This is a genomic window from Candidatus Desulforudis audaxviator MP104C (assembly GCF_000018425.1).
GTDB classification, from domain to species: domain Bacteria; phylum Bacillota; class Desulfotomaculia; order Desulfotomaculales; family Desulforudaceae; genus Desulforudis; species Desulforudis audaxviator.
Genome location: NC_010424.1, coordinates 45,900 through 67,736 on the forward strand (window position 1 = coordinate 45,900; position 21,837 = coordinate 67,736).

General features: G+C 60.3%; 28 protein-coding genes and 1 tRNA gene. 19 read left to right on the top strand and 10 right to left on the bottom strand.

What is annotated here, in order from left to right; translation table 11 throughout:
* Positions 1-22: 22 nt before the first annotated feature.
* Positions 23-871 carry a 16S rRNA (cytidine(1402)-2'-O)-methyltransferase gene (gene rsmI, locus DAUD_RS00225; RefSeq protein WP_012301202.1) on the top strand — a complete coding sequence of 283 codons (849 nt, stop codon included), beginning with the start codon at positions 23-25 and terminating at the stop codon, positions 869-871.
* 49 nt (positions 872-920) lie between these two features.
* Here the strand turns inward: rsmI and DAUD_RS00230 are convergent, their stop codons facing one another.
* Positions 921-1,175 carry an AbrB/MazE/SpoVT family DNA-binding domain-containing protein gene (locus DAUD_RS00230; protein ID WP_012301203.1) on the bottom strand — a complete coding sequence of 85 codons (255 nt, stop codon included), beginning with the start codon at positions 1,173-1,175 and terminating at the stop codon, positions 921-923.
* A 184-nt stretch (positions 1,176-1,359) separates the two neighbouring features.
* Between DAUD_RS00230 and metG the strand changes: the two genes are divergently transcribed.
* The 6 genes from metG to DAUD_RS00260 all read left to right on the top strand — a co-directional run bounded on the left by metG (position 1,360) and on the right by DAUD_RS00260 (position 6,904).
* Positions 1,360-2,934, top strand: coding sequence for a methionine--tRNA ligase (gene metG, locus DAUD_RS00235; protein ID WP_242647853.1), 1,575 nt, complete (start codon positions 1,360-1,362; stop codon positions 2,932-2,934).
* A 1-nt stretch (position 2,935) separates the two neighbouring features.
* Complete coding sequence (locus tag DAUD_RS00240) at positions 2,936-3,721, top strand: TatD family hydrolase (RefSeq protein ID WP_012301205.1); 786 nt, start codon at positions 2,936-2,938, stop codon at positions 3,719-3,721.
* Positions 3,722-3,761: 40 nt separating this feature from the next.
* Complete coding sequence (gene cobO, locus DAUD_RS00245; protein WP_012301206.1) at positions 3,762-4,292, top strand: cob(I)yrinic acid a,c-diamide adenosyltransferase; 531 nt, start codon at positions 3,762-3,764, stop codon at positions 4,290-4,292.
* A gap of 131 nt (positions 4,293-4,423) precedes the next feature.
* On the top strand, positions 4,424-5,440 hold the full coding sequence (locus tag DAUD_RS00250) for a 3D domain-containing protein (RefSeq protein ID WP_012301207.1): 1,017 nt from the start codon (positions 4,424-4,426) through the stop codon (positions 5,438-5,440).
* 49 nt (positions 5,441-5,489) lie between these two features.
* Positions 5,490-6,389, top strand: coding sequence for a 16S rRNA (adenine(1518)-N(6)/adenine(1519)-N(6))-dimethyltransferase RsmA (rsmA, locus tag DAUD_RS00255; protein WP_012301208.1), 900 nt, complete (start codon positions 5,490-5,492; stop codon positions 6,387-6,389).
* A 32-nt stretch (positions 6,390-6,421) separates the two neighbouring features.
* Positions 6,422-6,904 (top strand): ribonuclease H-like YkuK family protein, encoded by a 483-nt coding sequence (locus DAUD_RS00260; protein WP_456298431.1) that lies wholly within the window; start codon positions 6,422-6,424, stop codon positions 6,902-6,904.
* Between the two features lie 133 nt (positions 6,905-7,037).
* Here DAUD_RS00260 and DAUD_RS00265 read toward each other — a convergent pair whose 3' ends face one another.
* Positions 7,038-7,856: a glycosyltransferase family 2 protein gene (locus tag DAUD_RS00265; protein ID WP_012301210.1), complete on the bottom strand. Its 819-nt coding sequence runs from the start codon at positions 7,854-7,856 to the stop codon at positions 7,038-7,040.
* Positions 7,857-7,980: 124 nt separating this feature from the next.
* Between DAUD_RS00265 and yabG the strand changes: the two genes are divergently transcribed.
* From yabG to DAUD_RS00305, 8 genes are all read left to right on the top strand, one after another.
* Entirely contained in the window at positions 7,981-8,841 is an 861-nt protein-coding gene (yabG, locus tag DAUD_RS00270) for a sporulation peptidase YabG (RefSeq protein WP_012301211.1), read from the top strand.
* A gap of 224 nt (positions 8,842-9,065) precedes the next feature.
* Positions 9,066-9,341, top strand: a complete 276-nt coding sequence (locus DAUD_RS00275; RefSeq protein ID WP_166485046.1) for a hypothetical protein — start codon at positions 9,066-9,068, stop codon at positions 9,339-9,341.
* A gap of 112 nt (positions 9,342-9,453) precedes the next feature.
* The gene (locus tag DAUD_RS00280) at positions 9,454-9,663 is read left to right on the top strand and encodes a hypothetical protein (protein WP_041570690.1); all 210 of its coding nucleotides are present in this window, start codon (positions 9,454-9,456) and stop codon (positions 9,661-9,663) included.
* Positions 9,664-9,686: 23 nt separating this feature from the next.
* Positions 9,687-9,890, top strand: a complete 204-nt coding sequence (locus tag DAUD_RS00285) for a hypothetical protein (protein ID WP_041570691.1) — start codon at positions 9,687-9,689, stop codon at positions 9,888-9,890.
* A 109-nt stretch (positions 9,891-9,999) separates the two neighbouring features.
* Positions 10,000-10,287, top strand: a complete 288-nt coding sequence (locus DAUD_RS00290) for a hypothetical protein (protein WP_012301213.1) — start codon at positions 10,000-10,002, stop codon at positions 10,285-10,287.
* Positions 10,288-10,460: 173 nt separating this feature from the next.
* The gene (locus DAUD_RS12625) at positions 10,461-11,363 is read left to right on the top strand and encodes a CAP domain-containing protein (protein WP_012301214.1); all 903 of its coding nucleotides are present in this window, start codon (positions 10,461-10,463) and stop codon (positions 11,361-11,363) included.
* Between the two features lie 163 nt (positions 11,364-11,526).
* Positions 11,527-12,972 carry a DUF3794 domain-containing protein gene (locus DAUD_RS00300; protein WP_012301215.1) on the top strand — a complete coding sequence of 482 codons (1,446 nt, stop codon included), beginning with the start codon at positions 11,527-11,529 and terminating at the stop codon, positions 12,970-12,972.
* A 105-nt stretch (positions 12,973-13,077) separates the two neighbouring features.
* Positions 13,078-14,712, top strand: a complete 1,635-nt coding sequence (locus DAUD_RS00305; protein ID WP_041570692.1) for a DUF3794 and LysM peptidoglycan-binding domain-containing protein — start codon at positions 13,078-13,080, stop codon at positions 14,710-14,712.
* 50 nt (positions 14,713-14,762) lie between these two features.
* On the opposite strand, the gene DAUD_RS00310 is transcribed toward DAUD_RS00305, so the two are convergent.
* Entirely contained in the window at positions 14,763-15,308 is a 546-nt protein-coding gene (locus tag DAUD_RS00310) for a hypothetical protein (RefSeq protein ID WP_041570693.1), read from the bottom strand.
* 53 nt (positions 15,309-15,361) lie between these two features.
* The gene (locus DAUD_RS00315) at positions 15,362-15,601 is read right to left on the bottom strand and encodes a chymotrypsin family serine protease (RefSeq protein ID WP_041570694.1); all 240 of its coding nucleotides are present in this window, start codon (positions 15,599-15,601) and stop codon (positions 15,362-15,364) included.
* Positions 15,602-15,702: 101 nt separating this feature from the next.
* Here DAUD_RS00315 and DAUD_RS00320 point away from each other — a divergent pair, with 101 nt between their 5' ends.
* The gene (locus tag DAUD_RS00320; RefSeq protein ID WP_012301218.1) at positions 15,703-16,149 is read left to right on the top strand and encodes a DMT family transporter; all 447 of its coding nucleotides are present in this window, start codon (positions 15,703-15,705) and stop codon (positions 16,147-16,149) included.
* On the opposite strand, the gene DAUD_RS00325 is transcribed toward DAUD_RS00320, so the two are convergent.
* Positions 16,138-16,845, bottom strand: coding sequence for a ZIP family metal transporter (locus DAUD_RS00325; RefSeq protein WP_012301219.1), 708 nt, complete (start codon positions 16,843-16,845; stop codon positions 16,138-16,140). The genes DAUD_RS00320 and DAUD_RS00325 overlap by 12 nt on opposite strands.
* A gap of 118 nt (positions 16,846-16,963) precedes the next feature.
* On the opposite strand from DAUD_RS00325, the gene ispE reads away from it, so the two are divergent.
* The 3 genes from ispE to DAUD_RS00340 all read left to right on the top strand — a co-directional run bounded on the left by ispE (position 16,964) and on the right by DAUD_RS00340 (position 19,393).
* The gene (gene ispE / locus DAUD_RS00330; RefSeq protein WP_041570695.1) at positions 16,964-17,818 is read left to right on the top strand and encodes a 4-(cytidine 5'-diphospho)-2-C-methyl-D-erythritol kinase; all 855 of its coding nucleotides are present in this window, start codon (positions 16,964-16,966) and stop codon (positions 17,816-17,818) included.
* Between the two features lie 131 nt (positions 17,819-17,949).
* Entirely contained in the window at positions 17,950-18,639 is a 690-nt protein-coding gene (locus tag DAUD_RS00335) for a GntR family transcriptional regulator (RefSeq protein WP_012301221.1), read from the top strand.
* Positions 18,632-19,393 carry a nucleotidyltransferase family protein gene (locus DAUD_RS00340; protein ID WP_012301222.1) on the top strand — a complete coding sequence of 254 codons (762 nt, stop codon included), beginning with the start codon at positions 18,632-18,634 and terminating at the stop codon, positions 19,391-19,393. The genes DAUD_RS00335 and DAUD_RS00340 overlap by 8 nt, the downstream gene beginning before the upstream one ends.
* A gap of 62 nt (positions 19,394-19,455) precedes the next feature.
* Here DAUD_RS00340 and DAUD_RS00345 read toward each other — a convergent pair whose 3' ends face one another.
* The 5 genes from DAUD_RS00345 to DAUD_RS12205 form a co-directional block, all read right to left on the bottom strand.
* Positions 19,456-19,875: a type II toxin-antitoxin system VapC family toxin gene (locus tag DAUD_RS00345; RefSeq protein WP_012301223.1), complete on the bottom strand. Its 420-nt coding sequence runs from the start codon at positions 19,873-19,875 to the stop codon at positions 19,456-19,458.
* Positions 19,869-20,174, bottom strand: coding sequence for a type II toxin-antitoxin system Phd/YefM family antitoxin (locus DAUD_RS13025; protein WP_083756537.1), 306 nt, complete (start codon positions 20,172-20,174; stop codon positions 19,869-19,871). Before DAUD_RS13025 ends, DAUD_RS00345 begins: the two co-directional genes overlap by 7 nt.
* 137 nt (positions 20,175-20,311) lie before the next feature.
* Positions 20,312-20,521, bottom strand: coding sequence for a sulfurtransferase TusA family protein (locus tag DAUD_RS00355; RefSeq protein WP_012301225.1), 210 nt, complete (start codon positions 20,519-20,521; stop codon positions 20,312-20,314).
* Positions 20,514-21,602, bottom strand: coding sequence for a YedE family putative selenium transporter (gene yedE / locus DAUD_RS00360; protein WP_012301226.1), 1,089 nt, complete (start codon positions 21,600-21,602; stop codon positions 20,514-20,516). The genes DAUD_RS00355 and yedE overlap by 8 nt, the downstream gene beginning before the upstream one ends.
* Positions 21,603-21,633: 31 nt before the next feature.
* Positions 21,634-21,728, bottom strand: a tRNA-OTHER gene (locus DAUD_RS12205).
* Between the last annotated feature and the right edge of the window lie 109 nt (positions 21,729-21,837).

The following is a 21,837-nucleotide window of genomic DNA, read 5'->3' on the forward strand; positions in this document are numbered from 1 at the left end:
ACAAGAGGTCGGGGTTATCGGTATGGTGATGAGTGGGGGCATTCTTTATCTCTGCGGGACTCCCATCGGCAATCTGGAGGACATCACCCTGCGCGCGCTCCGGGTGCTCAAAGAGGCCGACCTGATCGCCGCCGAAGACACCAGGCACACCAGGAAACTCCTCAGCCGCTACGGAATCAAAACGCCGCTGACCAGTTTTCACGCCCACAATCGGGCGAGGAAAGCGCCGGAGCTGCTGGAGCGGCTGCGGCAAGGGGCGTCTGTGGCCCTGGTTTCGGACGCCGGCATGCCGGGGATCTCCGATCCGGGGGCCGAACTGATGGCCCAAGCGGTGCGGGAGGGCTTCCGCGTGGTACCGGTGCCGGGCCCGAGCGCGGCACTCGCCGCCCTGGTTGTTTCCGGCCTGCGGACGGACCGTTTTGTGTTCGAAGGGTTTCTGCCGCGCCGGGGCCGAAAGCGGGCACTGGAAGGACTACGGGGGGAGCGGCGCACCGTGGTCCTCTTTGAGGCGCCCACCCGGCTTCTCGCGACTTTGGCCGATATCCTGGACGTGCTGGGGGACCGGAGGGTGGTGGTGGCCCGGGAACTGACGAAGCAGCATGAGGAAGTATTCCGGGGCACGGTAGGCGAAGCGCGGGCACATTTCACCGCCCATCCGCCCCGCGGGGAATTCACCCTGGTGCTCGAGGGCGGCGCTGGGGAACCGGTGTCACTTGCGCCCGAACCGGCGGCCCTGGCGGCTGAAGTCGAGGAATTGCAGGCCGCGGGGTCGACGCGGGGAAAGGCCCTCCGGGAAGTCGCCCGGCGGCACGGGATGCGCCGGCGGGAGCTTTATGGTCTTGTTTTTGGTGAGGATACGCCCGGAAAGTGAGTGAGAGGCCGCTTCTTGTGGCCTCCCACACCATATTCAGCTATCCCGCCTACATGGCGTGGGCTTTTTGGAACATCTCGGCGGCACAGTGGCGGCAAACCAGCTTTCCGCGGTAGTGCTGGACGTCACCCGCATTGCCACAGAAGACACACGCCGGCTCGTACTTTTTGAGAATGATTTTCTCATTGTCTACGTAGATTTCCAGCGCGTCCTTCTCCTCGATTCCGAGTGTCCTGCGGAGTTCGATCGGGATGACCACCCGACCCAGCTCGTCCACCTTGCGCACAATCCCTGTTGACTTCAAAACGTCCCCTCCCTCTCAACTAGTTTTCTTTCGACAGAAAGAAACAAAATTACGCAAGTAAATGGTACCAAGCATTCCATTAAAAGTCAACAGTTATTTTCTAAAAAAACTACAAAAAGTTCTGGCCGGTGGTGGAAGATAGGAAAACTTGACAATAATACAACCGGGGGATAAAATTTTCGGTATGATTTGGAAAAGGGAAGTGACCTTGATCTTGGGTAAACCGCCTTTTTACATCACCACGCCCATCTACTACCCGAGTGATAATCTGCATATCGGGCACGCCTACACGACGGTGGCCGCGGACACCGTGGCCCGGTTCAAGCGGCTGACCGGTTACGATGTGTACTTCTTGACCGGCTCGGATGAACACGGGCAAAAGATCGAGCGCACGGCGGCGGCCCGGGGTAAAAACCCCCAGGAATACGTCGACGAGATCGTGGCCGGTTTCAAGCGCCTCTGGTCCCGGCTGGAAATCGACTACTCGGACTTCATCCGGACCACCGAGGACCGGCACAAGCGGGTGGTGACGGACATTTTCCGCCGCCTGCACGAACAGGGCGACATCTACAAGTCGTCCTACGAGGGACTGTACTGCACCCCTTGTGAAGCCTTCTGGACCGATCGCCAGGTCGTGGAGGGAAACTGTCCCGACTGCGGGCGTCCGGTCGAGCTGGTGGCCGAGGAGAGTTACTTCTTCCGGCAGTCCCGCTACGCGGAACGTCTGCTTGCCCACATCGATCGGAACCCTGATTTCATCCAACCCGTTTCGCGACGGAATGAAGTGGTGAGCTTCATTAAAATGGGTCTGGAGGACCTGTGCGTTTCCAGGACCACCTTCAACTGGGGCATTCCGGTGCCGTTCGACCCCCGGCACGTGATTTACGTCTGGGTGGACGCGCTGACGAACTACATTTCGGCCTTGAACTACGGGGCCGAAGACGACTCGCTGTACCGGCGGTACTGGCCGGTGGACGTACACCTGGTGGGCAAGGACATCGTTCGTTTCCACTGCATCATCTGGCCGATCATCCTCATGGCGGCCGGAATTCCGCTACCGAAACGGGTGGTCGGGCATGGGTGGCTCATGCTGGAAAGCGGGAAGATGTCGAAGTCCAAGGGCAACGTCGTCGACCCGTTCGTGCTCATCGACAGGTACGGCGTGGACGCGATCCGGTACTACCTGCTCCGGGAGATGCTCTTCGGCGCCGACGGTTATTACTCCGAAGACAACCTGATCCGGCGCATCAACGTGGACCTGGCGAACGACCTGGGCAACCTTCTCAGCCGGACCACGGCGATGATTGACAAGTACCTGGACGGGGAAATCCAGGCCCCCGGTCCGGCCGACGACCCGCTGGACAGGGAGTTGATCGACCTGGCCCTGATCACCCCCGGCGAGGTGGCCGGGCTGGTGAACGAACTCGACCTGTCAGCCGCCCTCGGGGCGATCATGAAACTGGTCGGGCGGGCGAACAAGTACATCGAGGAAACCGCGCCCTGGACCCTGGCCAAAGACCCCGCAAAGAAACAGCGTCTGGCCGGCGTAATGTACAACCTGGCCGAGTCCTACCGGATCGCCACCGTCCTGCTGTCCCCCTTCATGCCCGGTTTCCCAGCCCGGGTGTGGCCGCAGCTGGGCATCGCCGGCCGTCCCGAGCTGCACACCTGGGAATCGCTCACTTGGGGCCGGTTGCCGGCGGGCACGCGCATTGCGCGCGGGGCGCCGCTTTTCCCACGTGTCGAGGTTCCGAAATAGCATGTTCCTGGTTGATACCCACGCCCACCTGGACCACGACCGCTTCGCCGCGGACCGAGACGCCGTTCTGGTCCGGGCAAGGAACGCGGGGGTAGGTTTGATTATCACCGTGGCGAGCGATCTGGCTTCTGCCCGGGCGGCTATGGACCTGGCCGAAAAAAACGCGTCGGTGTTTGCAGCGGTGGGGGTGCACCCGCACGACGCCGCCGGGGCCGGGCCGGGTTATCTGGATGAGTTGCGCAGGCTGGCCCTGCACCCCCGGGTGGTGGCGATCGGCGAGATCGGGCTTGACTACCATTACGATTTTTCCCCCCGGCCGGTGCAGCGGGAAGTGATGGCGGCCCAACTGGAATTGGCCGGGGAATTAAACCTGCCGGTAATCGTGCACAGCCGGGAGGCCTTTGAAGACACCTATGCACTGCTGCGGGGCGGTCGGTGGCCGCGGGCGGTGATGCACTGTTTTGGCGGGGACTGGGCCGCGGCCCGGGCCTTTCTGGACCTGGGCTGCTACATCTCCCTGGCCGGGGTGATCACCTTCAAGGGGGCGGAAGCCCTGTGCGAGGTGGCTGAAAAGGTGCCGGAGGACCGCCTGCTCCTGGAGACCGATGCCCCCTACCTGGCGCCGGTGCCCCGGCGGGGCCGCCGGAACGAGCCGGCCTACCTGCACCACACCGCCGAGTATGTCGCCGGTTTGCGGGGCCTGACCCTGGAGCGGTTGGCCACGATTACGACGGCCAACGCGTGCGCCTTCTTCAACCTGCCTGTGCGTGAAAGTCAAAGAAGGTAAAAAGGGGCCTGGCCCCTTTTTCGGGGAGGGGTGAGTTTCTATGGGTGACAACCGGGGTTTGGTGCTCGTCTTCACCGGGGACGGCAAGGGCAAGACGACCGCAGCTCTGGGTCTGGCGCTGCGGGCGTGGGGGCAGGGTATGCGGGTGCTGGTCATCCAGTTCATCAAGGGAAACGTGGAAACCGGTGAACTGAAAGCGGCCGCCCGACTGGAAGGCCTGGAGATCAGGCCTCTGGGGGCCGGTTTTGTGTACCCGGGCAGAGAAAAGGCGCTTGACCGGCACCGGGAGGCGGCCGTGAAGGCGCTGAGCGCGGCCCGTGCCGCCCTCGAAGGGCGCGGGCACGAGATGGTGGTGCTGGACGAGATCTTCTGCGCTCTTAACCTGGGCCTGGTGATGGTGGACGAGGTGTTGGCGCTGCTGGCCCAAAAGCCTGAGGATGTTCACCTCGTGTTGACCGGGCGAGGCGCGCCGCCCGAAATTCTAGCGCGCGCCGACCTGGTGACCGAAATGCGGGAGCTTAAGCACCATTACCGGAACGGGGTGGGGGCGCAGCGGGGGATTGAATACTGACCTCCCTGCGGGGTGTCGCATAATCTGTAGTTGGGACAATTCCGGATACCTCTCTGGTCGTTTCGTTGCCGTTCGTGGAATAATCCGGCAGGAGAACGGTGCCGCCCGTAGAATTAGCCAGGTGGGTGATAATGGTGGAATGGTATACAGTACCAGCGAGCGAGTATCTTGACAAGCCCAGGCGGTTCTGGGCCGGGAGGCGGTTCCGGCTCCTGCTGGTCGGGTTGGTGGCGGCCTTATTGCTGGGTTCGGGCTGGTATGCCAGGGCGGGAAAAATTCACGTGACGTTAAACAACAACGGGGAGACATCGGTGGTGAAGACTTCAGGCGGCACGGTGGCCGACCTGCTGGCCAGGAAAGGGATCACGGTTGGACTGCAGGATGAGGTCACCCCCTCGCTGGCCACCCCCCTGTCTGACGGTCTGACAGTCACAGTTCTGCGGGCGGTGCCCGTGTGCGTCCGGGTGGACGGGCGGGAGTGGGAGGTGTTCACGACCGCCCAGAGCGTGGGCCGGGTGCTTACCGACGCCGGCGTGGAGCTCAACCCGCACGACCTGGTGCTCCCGGGCCGGCGCGCGCCCGTGACCGCGGGGATGGAGGTCCGCGTGGTACGGGTGACCGTCGCCCTCGACGAGCGGGAAACGACCGTTCCGTTCGCGGTGGAGCGCCGGCCGTCTTACAACATGCTCAAAGGGCAGACCCGGCTGCTGGTCCAGGGCCGGCCCGGGCTGGTACGGGAGACCTGGCGGGTGACCCGCCACGACGGGCAGGAATTCGAGCGCCGGCTGGAAAAAAGCGAGGTGGTGGCCAAACCGCAGAACCAGGTCCTGCTGGTGGGGATGCTGACCACCGTCACCCGCGGGGCGCAGGAGTTGCGTTTCCGGGAAATGATCAGAGCCGAGGCCACGGCCTATACTTACACCGGGCGGAACACGGCGACCGGGCTGGCCCCGGGTCCGGGCACGGTGGCCGTCGACCCCCGGGTGATCCCGCTGGGCAGCCGGCTCTATATTGACGGGTACGGTATGGGCCGGGCCATGGACGTGGGCCGAAGCATCAAGGGCAACCGGGTGGACGTGTTTTTCCCGACTCGGCAGGAAGCGGTGCAGTGGGGGCGCCGCACGGTGGACGTGTTCATTCTCGAGTAGGGCTTTTAAAAGCCCTTTTTTTATGCCCGGGAAAGGGAAAAAATAAGGCATGGACGTGAACAGGAACTGGCCGCTGACAAACACCGGTGAGGTACGCCGTCTACTGGCGGAATACGGCTTGAAACCCCGGAAATCCCTGGGGCAAAACTTCCTGGTTGCTGCCGGGGTGCTGGACAAGATCCTGGAGGCGGCCGAGGTCGAGAAAGACGAGGTCGTTATCGAAATCGGACCCGGCGTGGGTGCGCTCACCCGGCGTCTGGCGGAAAAGGGGGCGCGGGTGGCGGCGGTCGAAATAGACGGTCGCCTGATTCCACTGTTGAAAGAGGTACTGGGCGACCTGGGGGACCGGGTCCGCCTGATTAACGCCGATGCCCTCAAGGTGGACTACGGGGCCCTGCTTGCCGAAATGGGGGCCGGCAGTTTCAAGGTCGTGGCCAACCTGCCCTACTACATCACCAGTCCGTTCGTGGCCGGCTTCCTGGAGGCCGGTTACCGTTTCGAGCGGATGGTACTCATGGTCCAGAAGGAAGTGGCCGATAGGATGACGGCCGCAAACGGAACCGAATCTTACGGGGCGCTTTCCGTTCTGGTGGCCTACCATACGGAAGCCGATGTCGTCTGGCGGGTTTCCCGGCACTGCTTCTACCCCCCGCCCGCGGTAGATTCGGCCGTGGTCCGCCTGATGCGGCGCCCCGCGCCCGCGGTGACAGTGCTCCAACCCGAACTCTTTTTCCGGATCGTGCGTGCCTCCTTCGGCCGGCGGCGCAAGATGCTGCCCAACGCGCTGGCGGGAGCCGTTCCGGGTCTGGACCGTGAGACCTGGGTCCAAATTATTGAAAGCGCCGGCATTGATCCCCGCGTCCGGGGGGAAACCCTGACTCCAGATCAGTTCGGGCTGATCGCGGACGCCTGCGTGCGGTTAGGTTACGGAGCTCCTTCTGTGTTATAATACGTTATAATACAGGCATCATTATCAGGGAAGTGAGGTACTTGTACCTGAACAGCCCTACAAAGGGGCAACTGACCTTTGACCAGATGATGAGCGATATGATGCGGTACATCACCGGTCTACCCTCTTCGTCCTACAGGATCATTATCGGCACCGATTCCCAGGTGGTGAAGGGCAGCACCCACTTCATCTCGGCCGTGATCGTACACCGTCTGGGAAAGGGGGCCCGCTACTACTACCGGAAAAAGACGCACCGCAAGATCAAGAGCCTACGCCAGAAGATCTTTTTCGAAACCGCACTCAGCTTGGAACTGGGGGGTCTGGTGGCCAAGAAGTTCGCTGAGTTCGGCTGTGAGGACCTGAAGGTCGAAATTCACATCGACGCCGGCACGCATGGCGAAACCAAGGAACTGATCCGGGAAGTGGTGGGCATGGTCACCGGGAGCGGTTTCCGGGCCCGGATCAAGCCGGACGCTTACGGAGCCTCCTCGGTGGCCGACAGGCATACCAAGTAACAAGTTCGGCTCAGCTCACGTAGACCCCTGCCGTCGCCGTCAACCGGCGACGGCAGGGTGCGGCCCCCGATCAGGACCGCTTTCGTCCGGTGGGACCGGACGGCCTGCGACCACCCGGTCATGGCCATCCCCCTCAGGGATGCCTTCCCGTTTTTCTTCCGATCACTTCGTTTATCACTCTTTCAAGAAGGTCCCAGCGCCTGGTGTGGTAGTAACCGTCGAAGGTTACCCCATCCCGGCGGCGGGACCTCCTTCTATTGTTCAGGACGCAGAACGCCTCCAGATGGTCGCCGATGATGGTTTCGGCGATCAGGCGGGCGTGCTGGGGTCCCCGATCGGGCGAACCCAGTTCGCAATGGGGAATGGAAGCGGCCACTCCGACCGTTAGCCCCTGCCGGACGGCCCGTACCAGCGCCACCGGCGGCACTCCCAGCTCCCGGAACGGGATGGAGTCCAGCAAACGCCGGGAAACAGCATGCGGTCCGTGCGATGGGGAGGCAGCGCCCAGGTCGGCCAGCCCCAGGGACCGGTTCAGTTGCTTCCTTAACTCAACCAGTTCCCTGACTACCGGGGTCGCCTGTTCCCAGTCCAGTGTCGGGTAACAGTCGACCAAGCTCAGGTCCACGCCGTTTGCGGCCGACTGCAGCAGTTTCTCCAGGGCGGGTCGGATATTGCCGGCCATGTCCCCATCCACGAACAGAACGACGTCGGCGCCCATATTGTGGGCGTGCAACGCACCCACCGCACGGGGCACATCAATGCCCAGCGGTTCCTCAAAGTATATCGGCTTGATACGATCCTTTTGCGGATATGACCCGATGATCTCCCGCGACCCGTCACGGCTGCCGTTCACCACGGGCAGCACCAGATCGAGGGGGAGGGCCTGGATACTGTCAAGGACGGCATTCAGGCGATCAGCCTCGTTTTGCACGGGTATCACTACGCAAAGCACCTTTCCACCCCTCCTCTTCTAAATGTGAATATATGGAAGCAAAGGCGAGCTCGTGCTTGCCGGTCCTCAAACAACGCGGGAACGCATATGATGAATTATTCAATTTAAGGAAGGAATTGGTACCGTGAGCGACATCCGAGCGGGCGACATTGTAGGTCGCAAATCCTACGGTCTCGACCTTTATTTCAAGGTTGTTGAATTGCACACCCGGGACGGGCGGGACTATGCCCACCTGCGAGGGGTGGACGTACGGCTCTTTGCGGATGCTCCGGTTTCCGACTTGGAGAAGATCAGTTCGGACAAGGTGGCTGAATACTGGCGGAAAATGCTCACCATCGGTAACGAGTGCGTGCACCGCTGTTTCGAGCGCCGGGACAAAGAGCACCAGGGTGAATTCATGAACCGGGGAGAAAAGGTGGCCACTTTCGATGTGCCGGGCAAGGTGCTGCATCTGGACGGGGATCAAGACTACCTTGAACTGTGCGCTGCCACATACCGCCAGTTGAGGGTGCCCTTTAAAGGTTACTTCATTCGTGAATCAAGGCAGCCGGAGTTGGTGGCCGGCCTGTTGCGGGAGCACAACCCCGACATCCTGGTGTTAACCGGACATGACGCTTTCAAGAAGGGGAGCAAGGATTTCCGGGACATCGACAACTACCGTAATTCCAGGTACTTTGTGGAGGCGGTCCGGGTGGCCCGGGAGTACGAAAAGAACCGGGATGACCTCGTGGTTTTTGCCGGGGCATGCCAATCGTACTACGAAGCCATTCTGGAGGCCGGGGCCAATTTCGCCAGCGCCCCGGAGAGAGTGTTGATTCATGCTTTCGATCCGGTGTTTGTGGTGGAAAAGGTGGCCTATACGCCTATGCACAAGGCCATTGTCCTGAAAGAGGTTATCGAATCCACGATCACGCGCTATCCGGGGATCGGAGGGCTGGATACCCAGGGTAAGTATCGGATGGGCGCCCCGAAATCAGCCTACTAGTCAGTCGGAGTATTATGTATGCTGGAAAACATTACATGGCAAGGCAATAATCACTAACAACTCCTTCGCCGTCTTCATAGAATAGAGTGTAGAGGAGGGTAGACATGTACTCGGAAGCAGCTTTAGCGTTAATTAATGGCGTACCGGTAATCGGCGTCCGTTTCCAAGATCGTAAGCGGGCGCTGACCGAAGTCCGGAACTTGACTAAACAGGTGGCTCGCTGTGTGCGATCAGGCAGCCAGACTATGGTTCGAGTCGGTTTCAAGGCCGGGGAGGACGGTTGCTTCACTCTGGAGTTGTGTGGCGGCAGCGGGAAGATTACCGTGATTCCCGGGGTCGACGAATTGATGCTCCGGCGGTTTCAAAAGGCCTACAACGCGAAGAAGATGTTTGTGCTGACTTGTTTTGTGGATGAGGGTGCCGGGGCACCGCAGTCTCTGGTGGTTTCAGACGGTCTGGGCGTGGTCATCTACAAGCCCTGCAGGGCCTTGCAATTGTGAAATCGGCGACATTGTACCGTAGCCGTTTGAGGGACGGCACATGTTGCACCCTGGTTTCATACCATGGGCTAACCGGATAACGTCGCCGTGCCTTGACAAGGAGGGATGCTGAATGGTGAAAGACGATCTGGACGAAATGGTCAACAGCAAGGAGGTACCGGAAGCTAGAGACCAGCGGTTTTGGCCGAAGCCACCGATCGATCTCGGTGAGTGTAAGACGCCGTTCAAGGTGATTCTCTTGGTGTTCACCAATTGCCTGGTGATCAACAACGGTGCCTGTCCCGAATGGGACTTCTGTGACCCGCTCTGCATAAAAAAGTAATGGTTCGTAAGGAGGTTAGGACGATGATTGACAAGGATCAAATCCGGTCCGTAATGGAGGCTCTCGACGAATCAGATGACCCTGAAGTCCTCCGATCGTGGCTGAAATCAGACTGCAAGGCGCCGCTAAAAGTGATTTATCTCGTGTTTGCAAATTGTGTCACGATCAACAACGGTGCCTGCCCCAATTGGGATTTCTGCGACCCCCCGGTAAAGTTCAAGAAGTAACCGCGGTTTGAATGACCACCGGTCCACCGGTGGTTATTTGTTTTCGGGCAGGCGCACCTGGGGCGTGACTCTAATAAGATATTCAGGAAAGTCCTGGGAGGGATTGTCCATGGCACGGCGGGAATGGGAGCTGGGATACAACCAGGGCTATGCAGCGGGCTTTGAAGACGGCTATGAAAAAGGTTACCGCGAGGGTGGCTATCTCGGCTTCAACAACGGTTTTGCCACCGCCTTAAAGGATAACGGGACGCCTGTTTCCAAACGTGAGCCGGCCCATGCCTTGCTGAAGATGAACCGGGCCGGTATGTTTCGGATAGTGCTCTCCGGCCCAGCAGCCCAGGAAGCGGTGCGGCAGTTCGAAGCGCTCGGCTTCAAGGTGGAGATTTGCCCCTTCTAAGCCCAAAATGTACCATCAAACTCATATTTTGAATATCTGGCTAAAAGTATCTCAAGTTTACCCGATCAACCAAGCACACCAAAGGAGAGCAAAAATAGAGAGATTTGGTGCATTTGATATTCTGATGTTAAGCTTGGGTGGACAAGTCCAAATCTGGGAAAAGGAGGTCTTTCATGCAGTCTGTGAACAAAAAGCTCGCCGTTGCAGTGGTAGCCCTGATGTTGTCCGTCGCCCTGTTGATTCCGGCCACCCTGGCCCACGCCAACGCACCTTCTGCGGAAGAAAGCAAGTTGATCACGGGAATAAACCAGGCCCGCCAGAAGGCGGGGGTTCAGCTTCTAACCAATAGCGCCCGTTTGAACGAGGTGGCCCTGACCCTCCTGACGAACGGAACCAGCGTATCGCTGGCGTTGCGGGAGCAAGGAATCACCTACCGGTCCGCCTGTACGCTGCGTGTAGGCTCCGGCAACGCGGATCTGGTGGTCCGGGCTTTGACCGGATACAGCTCGTCACAGGTCTTGCAGCCGCAGTACAATCAGATCGGTGTAGCTATCCGGAATAACACCACGGTGATCGTTCTAATCAACGGGGTTATTGCCGCGCAGCCGGCACCGCAAACGGCCCCGACTCCGGCACCGCAACCCGCGCCGTCGCCGGCTCCCATGCCGTCACCCGGCCCCTCCGGTTTGATGACCGCGTACGAGATGAAGATAGTTGAACTGGTGAACGCCGAGCGGGCTAAGCTCGGACTGAGGGCTCTGGCGGTTGACGCCAAGCTGTCGCAAGTGGCCCGATTAAAGTCCGAGGACATGCGGGACAAGCGCTATTTTGCCCATCAATCTCCCACCTACGGTTCGCCGTTTGACATGATGAGACAGTTCGGAATTACCTACCGCACGGCCGGTGAGAATATCGCCGCCGGCCAGCGTACCCCGGAAGAAGCCATGCGTGGGTGGATGAACTCCTCCGGGCACCGGGCCAATATCCTGAACCCCAATTTCACTCACATCGGCGTTGGGCATGTGGTCGGCGGGAGCTACGGCAACTACTGGACGCAGATGTTTATCGGCAGATAGGGACAGCCTGATGAATAATCCGGTTACCCGGCAATATCCGGAGGCAGGAGCCATAAGCTGAAAAAACTCCGCATATTGTTTGCCGGTTGACTGATCAGCACTCACACTTCCTCCTTTCAGGCCATATATTTTTGGTAGCAAATGGCGAAAGGAGGAAGTTTTTGTGACCCATAAACTGAAAGTCAAGGTCTTATGCCAGGAAGAAACGGTGCAGCAGGTCATCGGTGAAAAGACCGTCCAGACGGTGGTGCGCGGCGTGGTCATCATCCCGCAGCCGAAACCGCCGGCCGAGCAGATCCTGGCGGTACGGGCCCAGGTTGAAGAACAGGAAATCGACGTTATTCCCGACAAGGTTATCGTACAGGGCAAGCTCGTCCTCAACATTACCTTCGTAGCCGATATCAAGACCCAGCCAGTGCACCACGTACGCGGCCAGCTCGAATTCGCGGAATCTCTCCACATTCCCGGCACCCGGCCGGGCATGGACGTAGTGAAGCAGATCACCATCGAGAAGGTTCGGGGCGAGGTTGATCCCCGTGATTCCCGCCGGATTGTCGTGACGATGATCCTGCGCATTTTTGTTAAAGTGGTCGAAGTCGAGCCGAAACAGCTGCTGATCGACCTGCTCGGCGCCGAAAACCGATTCAAGACGGAACCGGTCAAACTGGATGTCGTCAAGGCGGTCGGGGCGAGGCAGGTGGTGATCAGCGATCAGTTTGACGTTTTGCGGCAGTTCGAGGGCAAGAAACCCTGCCCCGAGGAAGTGCTTGATGTCATCGCCGACGTTGTGGTCACCAGGAAAGAGGTTATCCTCGAAAAGGTGATCGTGGAGGGTGTCCTGATCGTCCAGGTCATCTACGTGGCCGACTGGCCCACGCAGCCGGTGCACCACGCCCACTTCGAGATTCCCTTCACGGCGTTTGTCGAGCTAACGGGCGCCCGCCCCGGGGATATGGTCAGTGTCCAGGTGCAGATCGAGGATGTCACCACCCGAGTCAAGAACGACTGTGAGATCATGATCGCCGCCGTCCTCAACGTTAAAGCCAGGATCGTTGAGCAGATCAAGAAGAAGCTGGTAGTGCAGATCGACAAGGATCTGCTTAAATGTCTCCTGTTCGAGGACGCAATTCGGCCGGTGATCCTGTTCCTGGACCAGATCTTGAACGAGGAAGACATGGTTCAGGTCACCATCCGCGAGGTTGTAAACATTCCGCAGCAGAAGCCGGACGCCCAGAAGATCCTGGAAGCTATGGTCACCAACATCGAAGTGACCGAAACTGACGTAATTCCCAACAAGGTGATCGTCCGAGGCGTTGTCACCGTCAAAGTGGTGTACGTGGCCGACCGGCCCGACCAGCCGGTCCACGCTTTCACGGTTGACATTCCGTTTACCACCTTTGTCGATGTACCCGGCGCCGTGCCCGGTGCGGCGGTGAACGTGATGGTCGACGCCGAGTTCGTGCAGGCAGCCATCGAAGACGCCCGCCGCGTCGTGATCAAGCTGGTGCTCAGGGTTACCGTCCGGGTGACCGACATTGTCCAGAGACAGGTGTTTGAATGCCTGCGGCCCGGCGCCGTGATCGAGTGTCTGCTGCCGCCCAAACCCTAGCATTGATATTCGGCATGGTTGTTTTCCGGTTGACTGACCGGCCGCTCACACTTCCTCCTGGGAGGCATATATTGATAACAAATATGCCGAAAGGAGGAAGTTTTGTTGAGTCAACAAGAACTAAAGGTCCGGATCGTCTGCCAGGAAGAGACCGTACGGCAGGTCATTGGAGAACAGACGGTACAGACCGTGGTCCGCGGCAAGATCACCATTCCCAAGCAGAAGCCGAAGGCTGAACAAATTCTAGCCGTCCGGGCTCGGGTCGAGGAACAAGAGATGGAAATCATCCCTGACAAGGTCATCGTCCAGGGGAAGATTGTCTTCAACGTGACCTACGTCGCGGACTTTCCGACCCAGCCGGTGCACCACGTACGCGGCCAGCTCGAATTCGCAGAATCTCTCCATATTCCCGGCACCCGGCCGGGCATGGACGTGGTAAAGCAGATTACTATCGAGAAAGTCAAGGCCGAGGTGGATCCTAAGGATCCGCAGCAGATCATCGTCACCGTGATTCTCCGCATCTTCGTGAAAGTAACCGAGGCGGAACCGAAGCAGTTGCTGATCGATCTGCCCGGCGCCGAGCGGAAGTTCGTCCGCGATGAGGTGCGACTGGATATCGTCAAAGCCATCGGGCGCAGACAGGTGGTGGTGAGCGACCAGGTCGACATCCAGCAACTGTTCCAGGGCAAGAAACCCTGCCCCAAAGAAGTAATCGACACCATTGCCGACATCACGATCACCAAGAAGGAAATCATTCAGGACAAGGTGATCGTGGAAGGCGTCCTGACCGCGCAGATCATCTACGTAGCCGATTGGCCCACCCAGCCGGTGCACCACGCCCACGTGGAGATCCCGTTCACTCAGTTTGTCGAAGTGCGCGGAGCCCGCCCCGGGGATATGGTAAACGTTCAGGTGCAGATCGAAGACGTCGGCGCCCGGGTCAAGCACGAGTGTGAGATTTCAATCACCGCGGTGCTGGCGCTGCAGGCGTTCGTAATGGAGCAGATCAGGAAACAGGTCGTGGTGCGCATTGACGACGACCTGCTGGCGTGTCTCCTGGAAGCACAGGCCATCCGGCAGATCACCCTGTTCCTGGACCAGATTCTGAACGAGCAGGACCAGGTTCAGATCACCCTACGCGAGATCGTCACTATTCCCCAGCCGAAGCCGGATGCCGAAAAGGTGCTGGAGGCCTTCGTGACCGACGTCACGGTGACCGAGACCGACGTCATCCCTAACAAGGTAATCGTCCGGGGCGTGGTGACCGTAAAAATCACCTACGTGCGGGATGCGCCGGACCAGCAGGTGCACGCCTTCCAGGCTGAGATCCCGTTCACCGCCTTCATCGAGGTGCCAGGGGCCCAACCCGGCGCGGCGGTAAATGTAATGGCCGAAGCCGAGTTCGTTTCGGTGGGTCTGGAGGATAAGCGCCGGATCGTGGTGAAGCTGGTGCTGAAGGTTACCGCGCGGGTGACCGATATCGTGCAGAAGAAGCTGTTTGAATGCCTGCGGCCCGGGGAAGAGATCGTTTGTCCTACTATACCCCCGGTCGAGCCCAAAGTGCCGGAGAAGAAACCCACACCTACTCCCACTCCCGGCAGGACCTACGTGATTCAGCCCAGAGACACCTTCTTCAAACTGGCCCAGCGTTTCGGCACGACGGTGCAGGCCATCCAGGCGGTGAACCCGGGAGTGGATCCGAACCGCCTGCAGATCGGTCAGGTCATCAACCTGCCCTAGTGATGATATTGAAAAGCTGCTTTTCAAAAAGCAGCTTTTTTTATGAACTTCTACCAGGCCCGATACCGTTTGCCCAGGTTCGGTACCGCCAACTGACCCTTCACAAACTTCTGCCACCGGGTCACGGCGATGAACACCCCGGTCTCCCGGCCTCCGGCGACTTCCGGGTACACTCCGGCGGTGGCCGCGATCACGGTGCCGTTGACGGCCTGGGACAGCTTGAGGGTGAAACCCTCGCTGGTGAGATTGCACCCGAACAGGCTGATGGTGCAGTTCGGGGCGAACACGATCCGTCCCTCCGCGACCGCTTTTTCCAGATCGGCGACGTAGGCCGCCTGGGGCGTGTCATTCGGACCGCGGGAATGGTAAAAGCCGGACATGTCGGTCATGATCACGCCCCGAGGGTAGGAGTGGCTGAAAATCCGGACGTGGCGGATGGTCCGGTGGGTCCGGGTGAAGGCGGCGAAGATCTCCAACAACTCTTTCCCGTTGTGGGGTTTGACCACCACGGTCCGGGTCATTCGGGCCCGGTGGTCGAAAGCCGGTTCGTCACCGTACCCCTGGGCGGAAACCGCCAGGTCGACAAAAGAAGCCATTTCTATCGCCTCCTTATGCCCGTTGAGTGAAAGGGAGACCCAACAGGGGTTCATCACAGTCTGACGTCCAGCAACCGGAGCACGTTCTGGATCCGGTTGCACACACTGACCCGGTTTGAGCCCGCGAACAGCAGTCCTAGGGTCCGGTTTTTTTCATTGAGGACCAGGGAGCCGCTGTCCCCGGGCTTGCTCATCACCGTAGTTAGAAACTGGTCCTCGAACAAGGCCGAACGGTCGCCGGAAAGCCGCACCATCACGGTGGCGTTTACATATTCGACCTGGCCTTCAGACAATGTGCCTATTGCCAGGGTATGTGCGGGGGGTGCCGGTGGTGAATCCCTTCGGTATATCAAGGTCGTGAAGGGCAAACAATAGGCGCTGGGGGGCGTTGCCTTTGCATTTCAAGCTTGTGCCCATGATTATCGCCGCTACGGCCGGGGTGACCATGGCTTTCCAGGGCGCCATCAACGCGGCACTCGGGAAAATCGTGGGCCTGTTGGAAGCAACGTTTATCGTCCACCTGGTGGGTCTGGTCTTTGTGAGTGTATTGTTGTTTGTGCTTCAGTTGGGAGGTGGATCACTGCTCAAGGCCGGGAATGTGCCCTGGTATTTGTACCTGGGGGGCTTACTGGGCGTGGCCATCATCTACGCGGTCGCCCGAAGCATTCCCGAAGTCGGGGTGGCCCCGGCGACCACCGCCATCATCGTCGGTCAGATCCTGACCGCGGCCGCGATCGACCACACGGGGCTCTTTGGTCTGAAGCAGCTTTCTTTCACCTGGTACCGCTCTATCGGGGTTTTCCTGCTGGCGGGGGGGGCCTTTCTGCTGTTAAAAGAGTAATCCGGCGCACCAGACCAGCGCGGCACCGCTGGCCGTTCCGGTGAGGGCCGGTTTCCAATCCAGGGAGAAGGCGCGGGGTGTGAGCTCGAACAGCGAAATGTAAAGCATGGCGCCGGCGGCCGAGGCCGACAGGAGACCCAGGGCAAGAGCGCTGACCTGGACCAGCCCGAACCCGATCAGGGTGCCCAGGGGTGTGACCAGGCTCAAGGCGGTGACCGCCAGGATGATGAATCGCGGGGAGGCTCCTGCGGCCCGTAAGGGGACAGCGGTGGCCATCCCCTCCGGAATGTTGTGGAGGCCGATGGCCAGGGCCAAAAAGAGGCCGAGGTTGGTGGCGCCGGTAAAACCGGCGGAAAGGGCCATTCCCTCGGGCAGGTCGTGCAACCCAATGCCCAGGCCGACCAGCAAGCCCGTCTTGAAAAACCCGGACCGTGACGGGCCGACCACGGCGGCCAGCGTGTTATCCAACAGCGCGAGCACCAGGATCCCGAACAAAACGCCCAGGAACACGGTTTCCGACCGGCCGAATTTCAGGGCGGCGGGTATCAGGTCCAATACCGTTACTCCCACCATAATTCCGGCGGCCAGACCCAGCACCGCGGCCAGAGTGGGACGGCGCGGCTCACCCAGGGTCAGGACCAGGAGAGCACCCAGCAGAGTGCAAGCCCCCGCCAGAGCACTTATCCAATAGGCCATAGACAAAGCCCCCGATTCCTTTTGAAATACCTACGGGCGAGCAGGAATATTTATGCGGGCCGTACAATTCATTAGTCAAGCCGCAGGGCGTTTAAGGCTTCAATGGGGGGACTATCCGATGCGTCTCTCGGCCTATGCCAAGATTAACCTGGTACTGGCCGTGGGCGGCCTTCGTCCCGACGGCTACCACGAAGTGGAGACCGTCCTGCAGCAACTGGAACTGCATGACCGGCTGGAGTTGCGGCAAGCCGAGCAATTTACCCTGTACACCGACAGCGCGGAGGTGCCTCATGGCCCCGGGAACCTGGTCTGGGAGGCGGCCGCGCTGTTGCGGGAACGTTTCCGTTGTCCGTTCGGGGCCGACATCCGGTTGTACAAGTCCATCCCGGTGGCCGCCGGTCTGGGCGGCGGTTCAGCGGATGCCGCCGCCACCCTCGTGGGATTGAACGAACTCTGGAACCTGAATCTGGATCTTGAGACGTTACTCGGCCTCGCGGCCGAACTCGGTTCCGATGTGCCGTTTTTTCTGGTTGGGCCGACCGCCCTGGCCCGGGGGCGGGGGGAGATTCTTGCCCCTCTGCCGCCGGCCCCGGAGATGGGGGTGGTGCTGGTCACGCCGGCTTTCGGTGTACGGGCGGCGGAAGCCTACGCTCACTTTGACCGCCTTCCCGGCGGCGCACCCCCGGATCTGACTCCGGTACTCCGGGCTCTGGCCGAAAAAGACCGGTACGCTGTGGCCCAGGGGCTGTTCAATGGATTGGAGGCGGCCGTCTTCGACCTATACCCTGAAGTCCGCGCGTTGAAAAAAGAGCTCGGCAAAGAAGAGGGGGTGCTGGGGGCGTTGGTGTCCGGCAGCGGCCCGACGGTGTTCGGACTGACCGCGGACGTGGAGCAGGCGGAGGTTGTGGCCGCCAGGCTTCGCTCCCGGGGACTTCCGGCACGGGCGACAAAAACGCGCGGGCCCTCGAGTTGAGCGGCCATACAATTTGACGTTGCCGGTATCACGGCAGGATCGTTACGAGAGAGAAGGCGCCGATAGTCGGCGCTGGGCGGCCCGGTGTCTTCGGGGTCACGGAGGCGCATATTCTGTATGGGGGTTATAAGATGGAGGAGCAAAGACGCTTGCTTCCGGTGAAGCTCGACTCTTACAAGCCGCTTAGGGAGATGGTTTTTGAGTCGCTGCGGGAAGCCATCATTCAGGGGCTCTTGAGACCAGGCGAACGGTTGATGGAGCTGCAGTTGGCCGACGAACTGGGGGTCAGCCGCACTCCGGTGCGGGAAGCCATCCGGAAGCTCGAACTGGAAGGTTTCGTGGTGATGGTCCCGCGCAAGGGGGCGTACGTGGCCGGGATCACCGACAAGGATATCACCGACGTGTTCGAGGTCCGGGCGGCCCTGGAGTCGTTGGCGGCGGGACTGGCCGCCGAGCGGATCACCGAAGAGGAAATGGAAAAGCTCGAACGTTCGGTGGTTCAGATTTCGGAGATTGCCCACGGTGCCGACATCCACGCCCTGGTGCAAGAAGACGCGGAGTTTCACGAGATCATCTACCGCGCCAGCCGCAACAAGCGTCTGACCCAGATTCTGACCAACCTGCAGGAACAGATCCAGCGGTTTAGGTTGACCACCCTGTCGCGCCCCGGACGGACCCGGGAGGCGCTGGAGGAGCACCGGCAACTGGTGGAGGCCATTTCGGAACGGAATGCGGAGCTGGCGCAGCGGCTGGCCTGGGAACACATCGAGAACGCCGAGAACAGCCTATTGTGCGCGCTCCGGGAGGAAAACCGTGATTGACTGTCTCTTACTGGCGGGCAGTCCGAATACCGGGCCGCTCAAAGAGGTCAGCCCGGTCGAGCACGAAGCGCTCATTCCGCTCGGTTCCAGGTGCATGGTGGAATACGTGATCGAGGCTCTCCGTGGGTCGGGCTGTGTGGGACGGATCGTGGCTGTGGGTCCGGAAGCGATCCGGCGGCTGCCCGGTGCCGCCGGGGTGGAAGTCTTCGAACCGGCGGGCAGCCTGATGGACAACGTGGCGACCGGATTGAGACACTTCGATTCAGCTGAAAGCGTGCTGGTGGCCACGGCCGACATCCCCCTGTTAACCCCGGAAGCGGTCCAGGATTTTATCGACCGCTGTGGTGACCGGCAAAAGGACATATACTACCCGGTGGTTCGGGACGAGGTGGTGGAGCGGCGTTTCCCCGGGGGGCGGCGTACCTACGTGCGGCTGTCCGACGGCCGCTTTACAGGGGGGAACCTGATTTTGTTCCGCCCGGCGGTCTTTGACCATTGCCGGGCGAAAGCCCAGGAATTCGCCCTACACCGGAAAAACCCCCTCAAACTGGCCGCCGTCATCGGGCCGGTCTTCGTCCTGCGTTTCCTACTGCGCCGCTTGAGCTTGGCCGACGCGGAGCGCCGGATCACTGCGCTGGTGGGGATCACCGGGCGGGCGGTGGTTTCCGAGTACCCGGAGATCGCCGTGGACGTGGATAAACCGGAAGACTACGCCCTGGTCTGCGCTCTGGGTCCCTTCAACTGCAGCGGCTGAGGCCTCAACCCAGCCGCGACAGGGGACGGTTCTCTGTCGCAGACCGCAGTGCGCCGGAAGGTCTAAACAGCCAACCCTTCCCCGCGAGCTGCTTCCGATAGTCTGTGGTCGAAACTTAAGAGACGTAATTCTGGAAATCTGTACGCTGTCGTTTTCGCCATGGCCAGATGCCACAAGTCCGCCCCGCGCAGGGGCCACTTTTTGGCCAGCAATTGTAGTAAGCTCCATTCAGGCAACAGGTTCAAGCGTTTCCACGGGCCGGAGTGGAGTTCAACCTGGGCATTCTTGACCAGATTTGGCGTATTCGACTCCCGTTGCACGCGGTGTAAAACGGCCTGCACTTCGGCGAAGGCCAGGGATGAGATTAGATGGTCGCTATCTGTTCTCAGCCAACCCAACGCCTTTTCGGTATGTTCGTCTGCCATCAGGGCCGAAATCAGGGCCGATGTGTCCCAATACAACAGTACGGGATTGTCTACCATTTGTCTCGATCCTCACGTAGAATCCGTTGGGCCGATGCCCCGGGCACCATAACGGGTTTTGGCAGTCGGGGCTTGCGGGCCAAGGATGACAGAAGGCCCTGTCGTTCCATTTCCAAAAGCCTCTCGCGGAGAGAAAGGGCTTCTTTCTCGATCGGTACAATTCTGGCGGTCGGTATACCCCTCTCGGTAATGATTACTGTTTTGCCCGCCCGGGCATAACGGAGTAACTCACTCAACTTGGCCTTAGCTTCCCTGACACCCACATTGATTTCTTCCACGGTGCCACTCCTTGTAACCACTGTGGTTACATTTTATTATTATTGTGCCCTGTTGGTCTTATTGCGTCAAGGGGACGGCAAAACAAAATACACCCGGCACTCGAGGAGTTAAGTGCCGGGCATTTTTGACCGACGACTGACGACCGAAGACTAAACAACTATTTCGTCAAGGTCAGCAGCCAGCGCTCATCCCGCTCCTCCACCGTTACCGTCCAGCCCTTGCCCGTAGCCAGACGCTTGATGTTTTCCCGGGCCGCCTCCGAATCGGCCAGCACGGTGATCACGCCTTTCCCCTGGGCGTCGATCTGCCGCATGACCAGCAGTACGGGTTCGGGGCACACCAGGCCGCATACGTCCACATCAGGCACTTTCCGTCACCCTCCCTTTCGCCAGAGCCCTGGCGCCGGATAAGGCGAAGCCGATGCCCAGGGTTAAGATCAGTCCGGCGACCACCGCATACTGCCCGTTCACAGAAGCGCCCGCCGGGCTGGCCGCCAGCCCGAAGTTGTGGGCGAAGGCCGCCCCGACCAGCACGCCCAGAATGGTGACCGCCGAGTCGGTGTTCCCCTCCGAGGCGGAAACAAGCTGGCGCAGCGGGCACCCGGCAACCAGGGTGAAGCACAGGCCCGCCAGGGCCATGCCCAGGAAGTTCCACAGGCCGTCGCTGTGGGCGATCGGCTGGCCGGCAAAACCAAGATTGAAGTTCCCGATGATGAGGTTGCCGGCCAGCGCGGCCAGAAACAGGCCGGCCATGCCGAACATCAGGTAGGGGTCGCGGAACATAATCAGGTCGCGGATCGGGCCGACCAGGCAGAAGCGGGCGCGCTGGGCCAACACCCCGGCCAGGAGGCCGGCCCCCAGCGAGAGCAGCAGCGGGGCGTGCATGGACCCCGGACCCTCCGCACTGGCGCGAAGGAGCGGGAAGTTGACCACCAGCAAGGCCAGCAGGGTGACCATCATTGCCGGGAATACGTAGCCGTGGGCGTTGTTCTGCCGGGTGGCTTTCCCCAGCGTGAAGCCGCGGTTGATGAACCAGACACCGACGGCGATACCTGCGGCAAACCCGGGCAGGGCCAGCCAGGCATTAAGGTCTCCGGCCGACATCCTGAGAAGCATTCGCAAAGGGCAGCCAAGAAAAACCAAAAAGCCGATCATACCGATGAAACCGAGGGCGAACCTGGTCAGGGCACTGGAGCCGCCCATGGCGCGATAGGAGCCGGTGGCCAGGGCGGCCGCGAAGGCGCCCAGGACGATCCCGATGATTTCCGGGCGCACGTACTGGACGGGCGCCGCGCTATGTAAGCCGAGCGCGCCGGCGATGTCCCGCAAGAAGCAAGCAATGCAAAGACCCATGTTCTTGGGATTGCCGGCCCACATCAACAGGATGGCCAGCCCGCCGATCGTCAGGCCGGTCAGGGTGACCAGGCCCTTTCCCTTGATGGTAAACAACAGACCCCACCTCTCTTCAGCTTGTATTGTGTGGAGGAGGGAAGTGGGAATCGAACGCCACCCCGGCTTGATGAAGCACGGCCAACGGATTTGCATTCCGTGGGGAGCACCAGCTCCTTTCCCTCCATAGTTGAATTTCCCAGCCTTCACCTCCCTTTCAGTCTCGGCTTTCGGCAAGGAAAGATGAAATCCTCTTATAGTAACAATAAAATAAAGTTATAGATGATGCGTTTCG

Bases quoted from the DNA above. Each gene is read 5' to 3' on its own strand.
- rsmI (WP_012301202.1), top strand. From the start codon at position 23: ATGGTGATGAGTGGGGGCATTCTTTATCTCTGCGGGACTCCCATCGGC.
- metG (WP_242647853.1), top strand. From the start codon at position 1,360: ATGATTTGGAAAAGGGAAGTGACCTTGATCTTGGGTAAACCGCCTTTT.
- DAUD_RS00240 (WP_012301205.1), top strand. From the start codon at position 2,936: ATGTTCCTGGTTGATACCCACGCCCACCTGGACCACGACCGCTTCGCC.
- cobO (WP_012301206.1), top strand. From the start codon at position 3,762: ATGGGTGACAACCGGGGTTTGGTGCTCGTCTTCACCGGGGACGGCAAG.
- DAUD_RS00250 (WP_012301207.1), top strand. From the start codon at position 4,424: ATGGTGGAATGGTATACAGTACCAGCGAGCGAGTATCTTGACAAGCCC.
- rsmA (WP_012301208.1), top strand. From the start codon at position 5,490: ATGGACGTGAACAGGAACTGGCCGCTGACAAACACCGGTGAGGTACGC.
- DAUD_RS00280 (WP_041570690.1), top strand. From the start codon at position 9,454: ATGGTGAAAGACGATCTGGACGAAATGGTCAACAGCAAGGAGGTACCG.
- DAUD_RS00285 (WP_041570691.1), top strand. From the start codon at position 9,687: ATGATTGACAAGGATCAAATCCGGTCCGTAATGGAGGCTCTCGACGAA.
- DAUD_RS00290 (WP_012301213.1), top strand. From the start codon at position 10,000: ATGGCACGGCGGGAATGGGAGCTGGGATACAACCAGGGCTATGCAGCG.
- DAUD_RS12625 (WP_012301214.1), top strand. From the start codon at position 10,461: ATGCAGTCTGTGAACAAAAAGCTCGCCGTTGCAGTGGTAGCCCTGATG.
- DAUD_RS00310 (WP_041570693.1), bottom strand. From the start codon at position 15,308: ATGGCTTCTTTTGTCGACCTGGCGGTTTCCGCCCAGGGGTACGGTGAC.
- DAUD_RS00325 (WP_012301219.1), bottom strand. From the start codon at position 16,845: ATGGCCTATTGGATAAGTGCTCTGGCGGGGGCTTGCACTCTGCTGGGT.
- ispE (WP_041570695.1), top strand. From the start codon at position 16,964: ATGCGTCTCTCGGCCTATGCCAAGATTAACCTGGTACTGGCCGTGGGC.
- DAUD_RS00335 (WP_012301221.1), top strand. From the start codon at position 17,950: ATGGAGGAGCAAAGACGCTTGCTTCCGGTGAAGCTCGACTCTTACAAG.
- DAUD_RS00345 (WP_012301223.1), bottom strand. From the start codon at position 19,875: ATGGTAGACAATCCCGTACTGTTGTATTGGGACACATCGGCCCTGATT.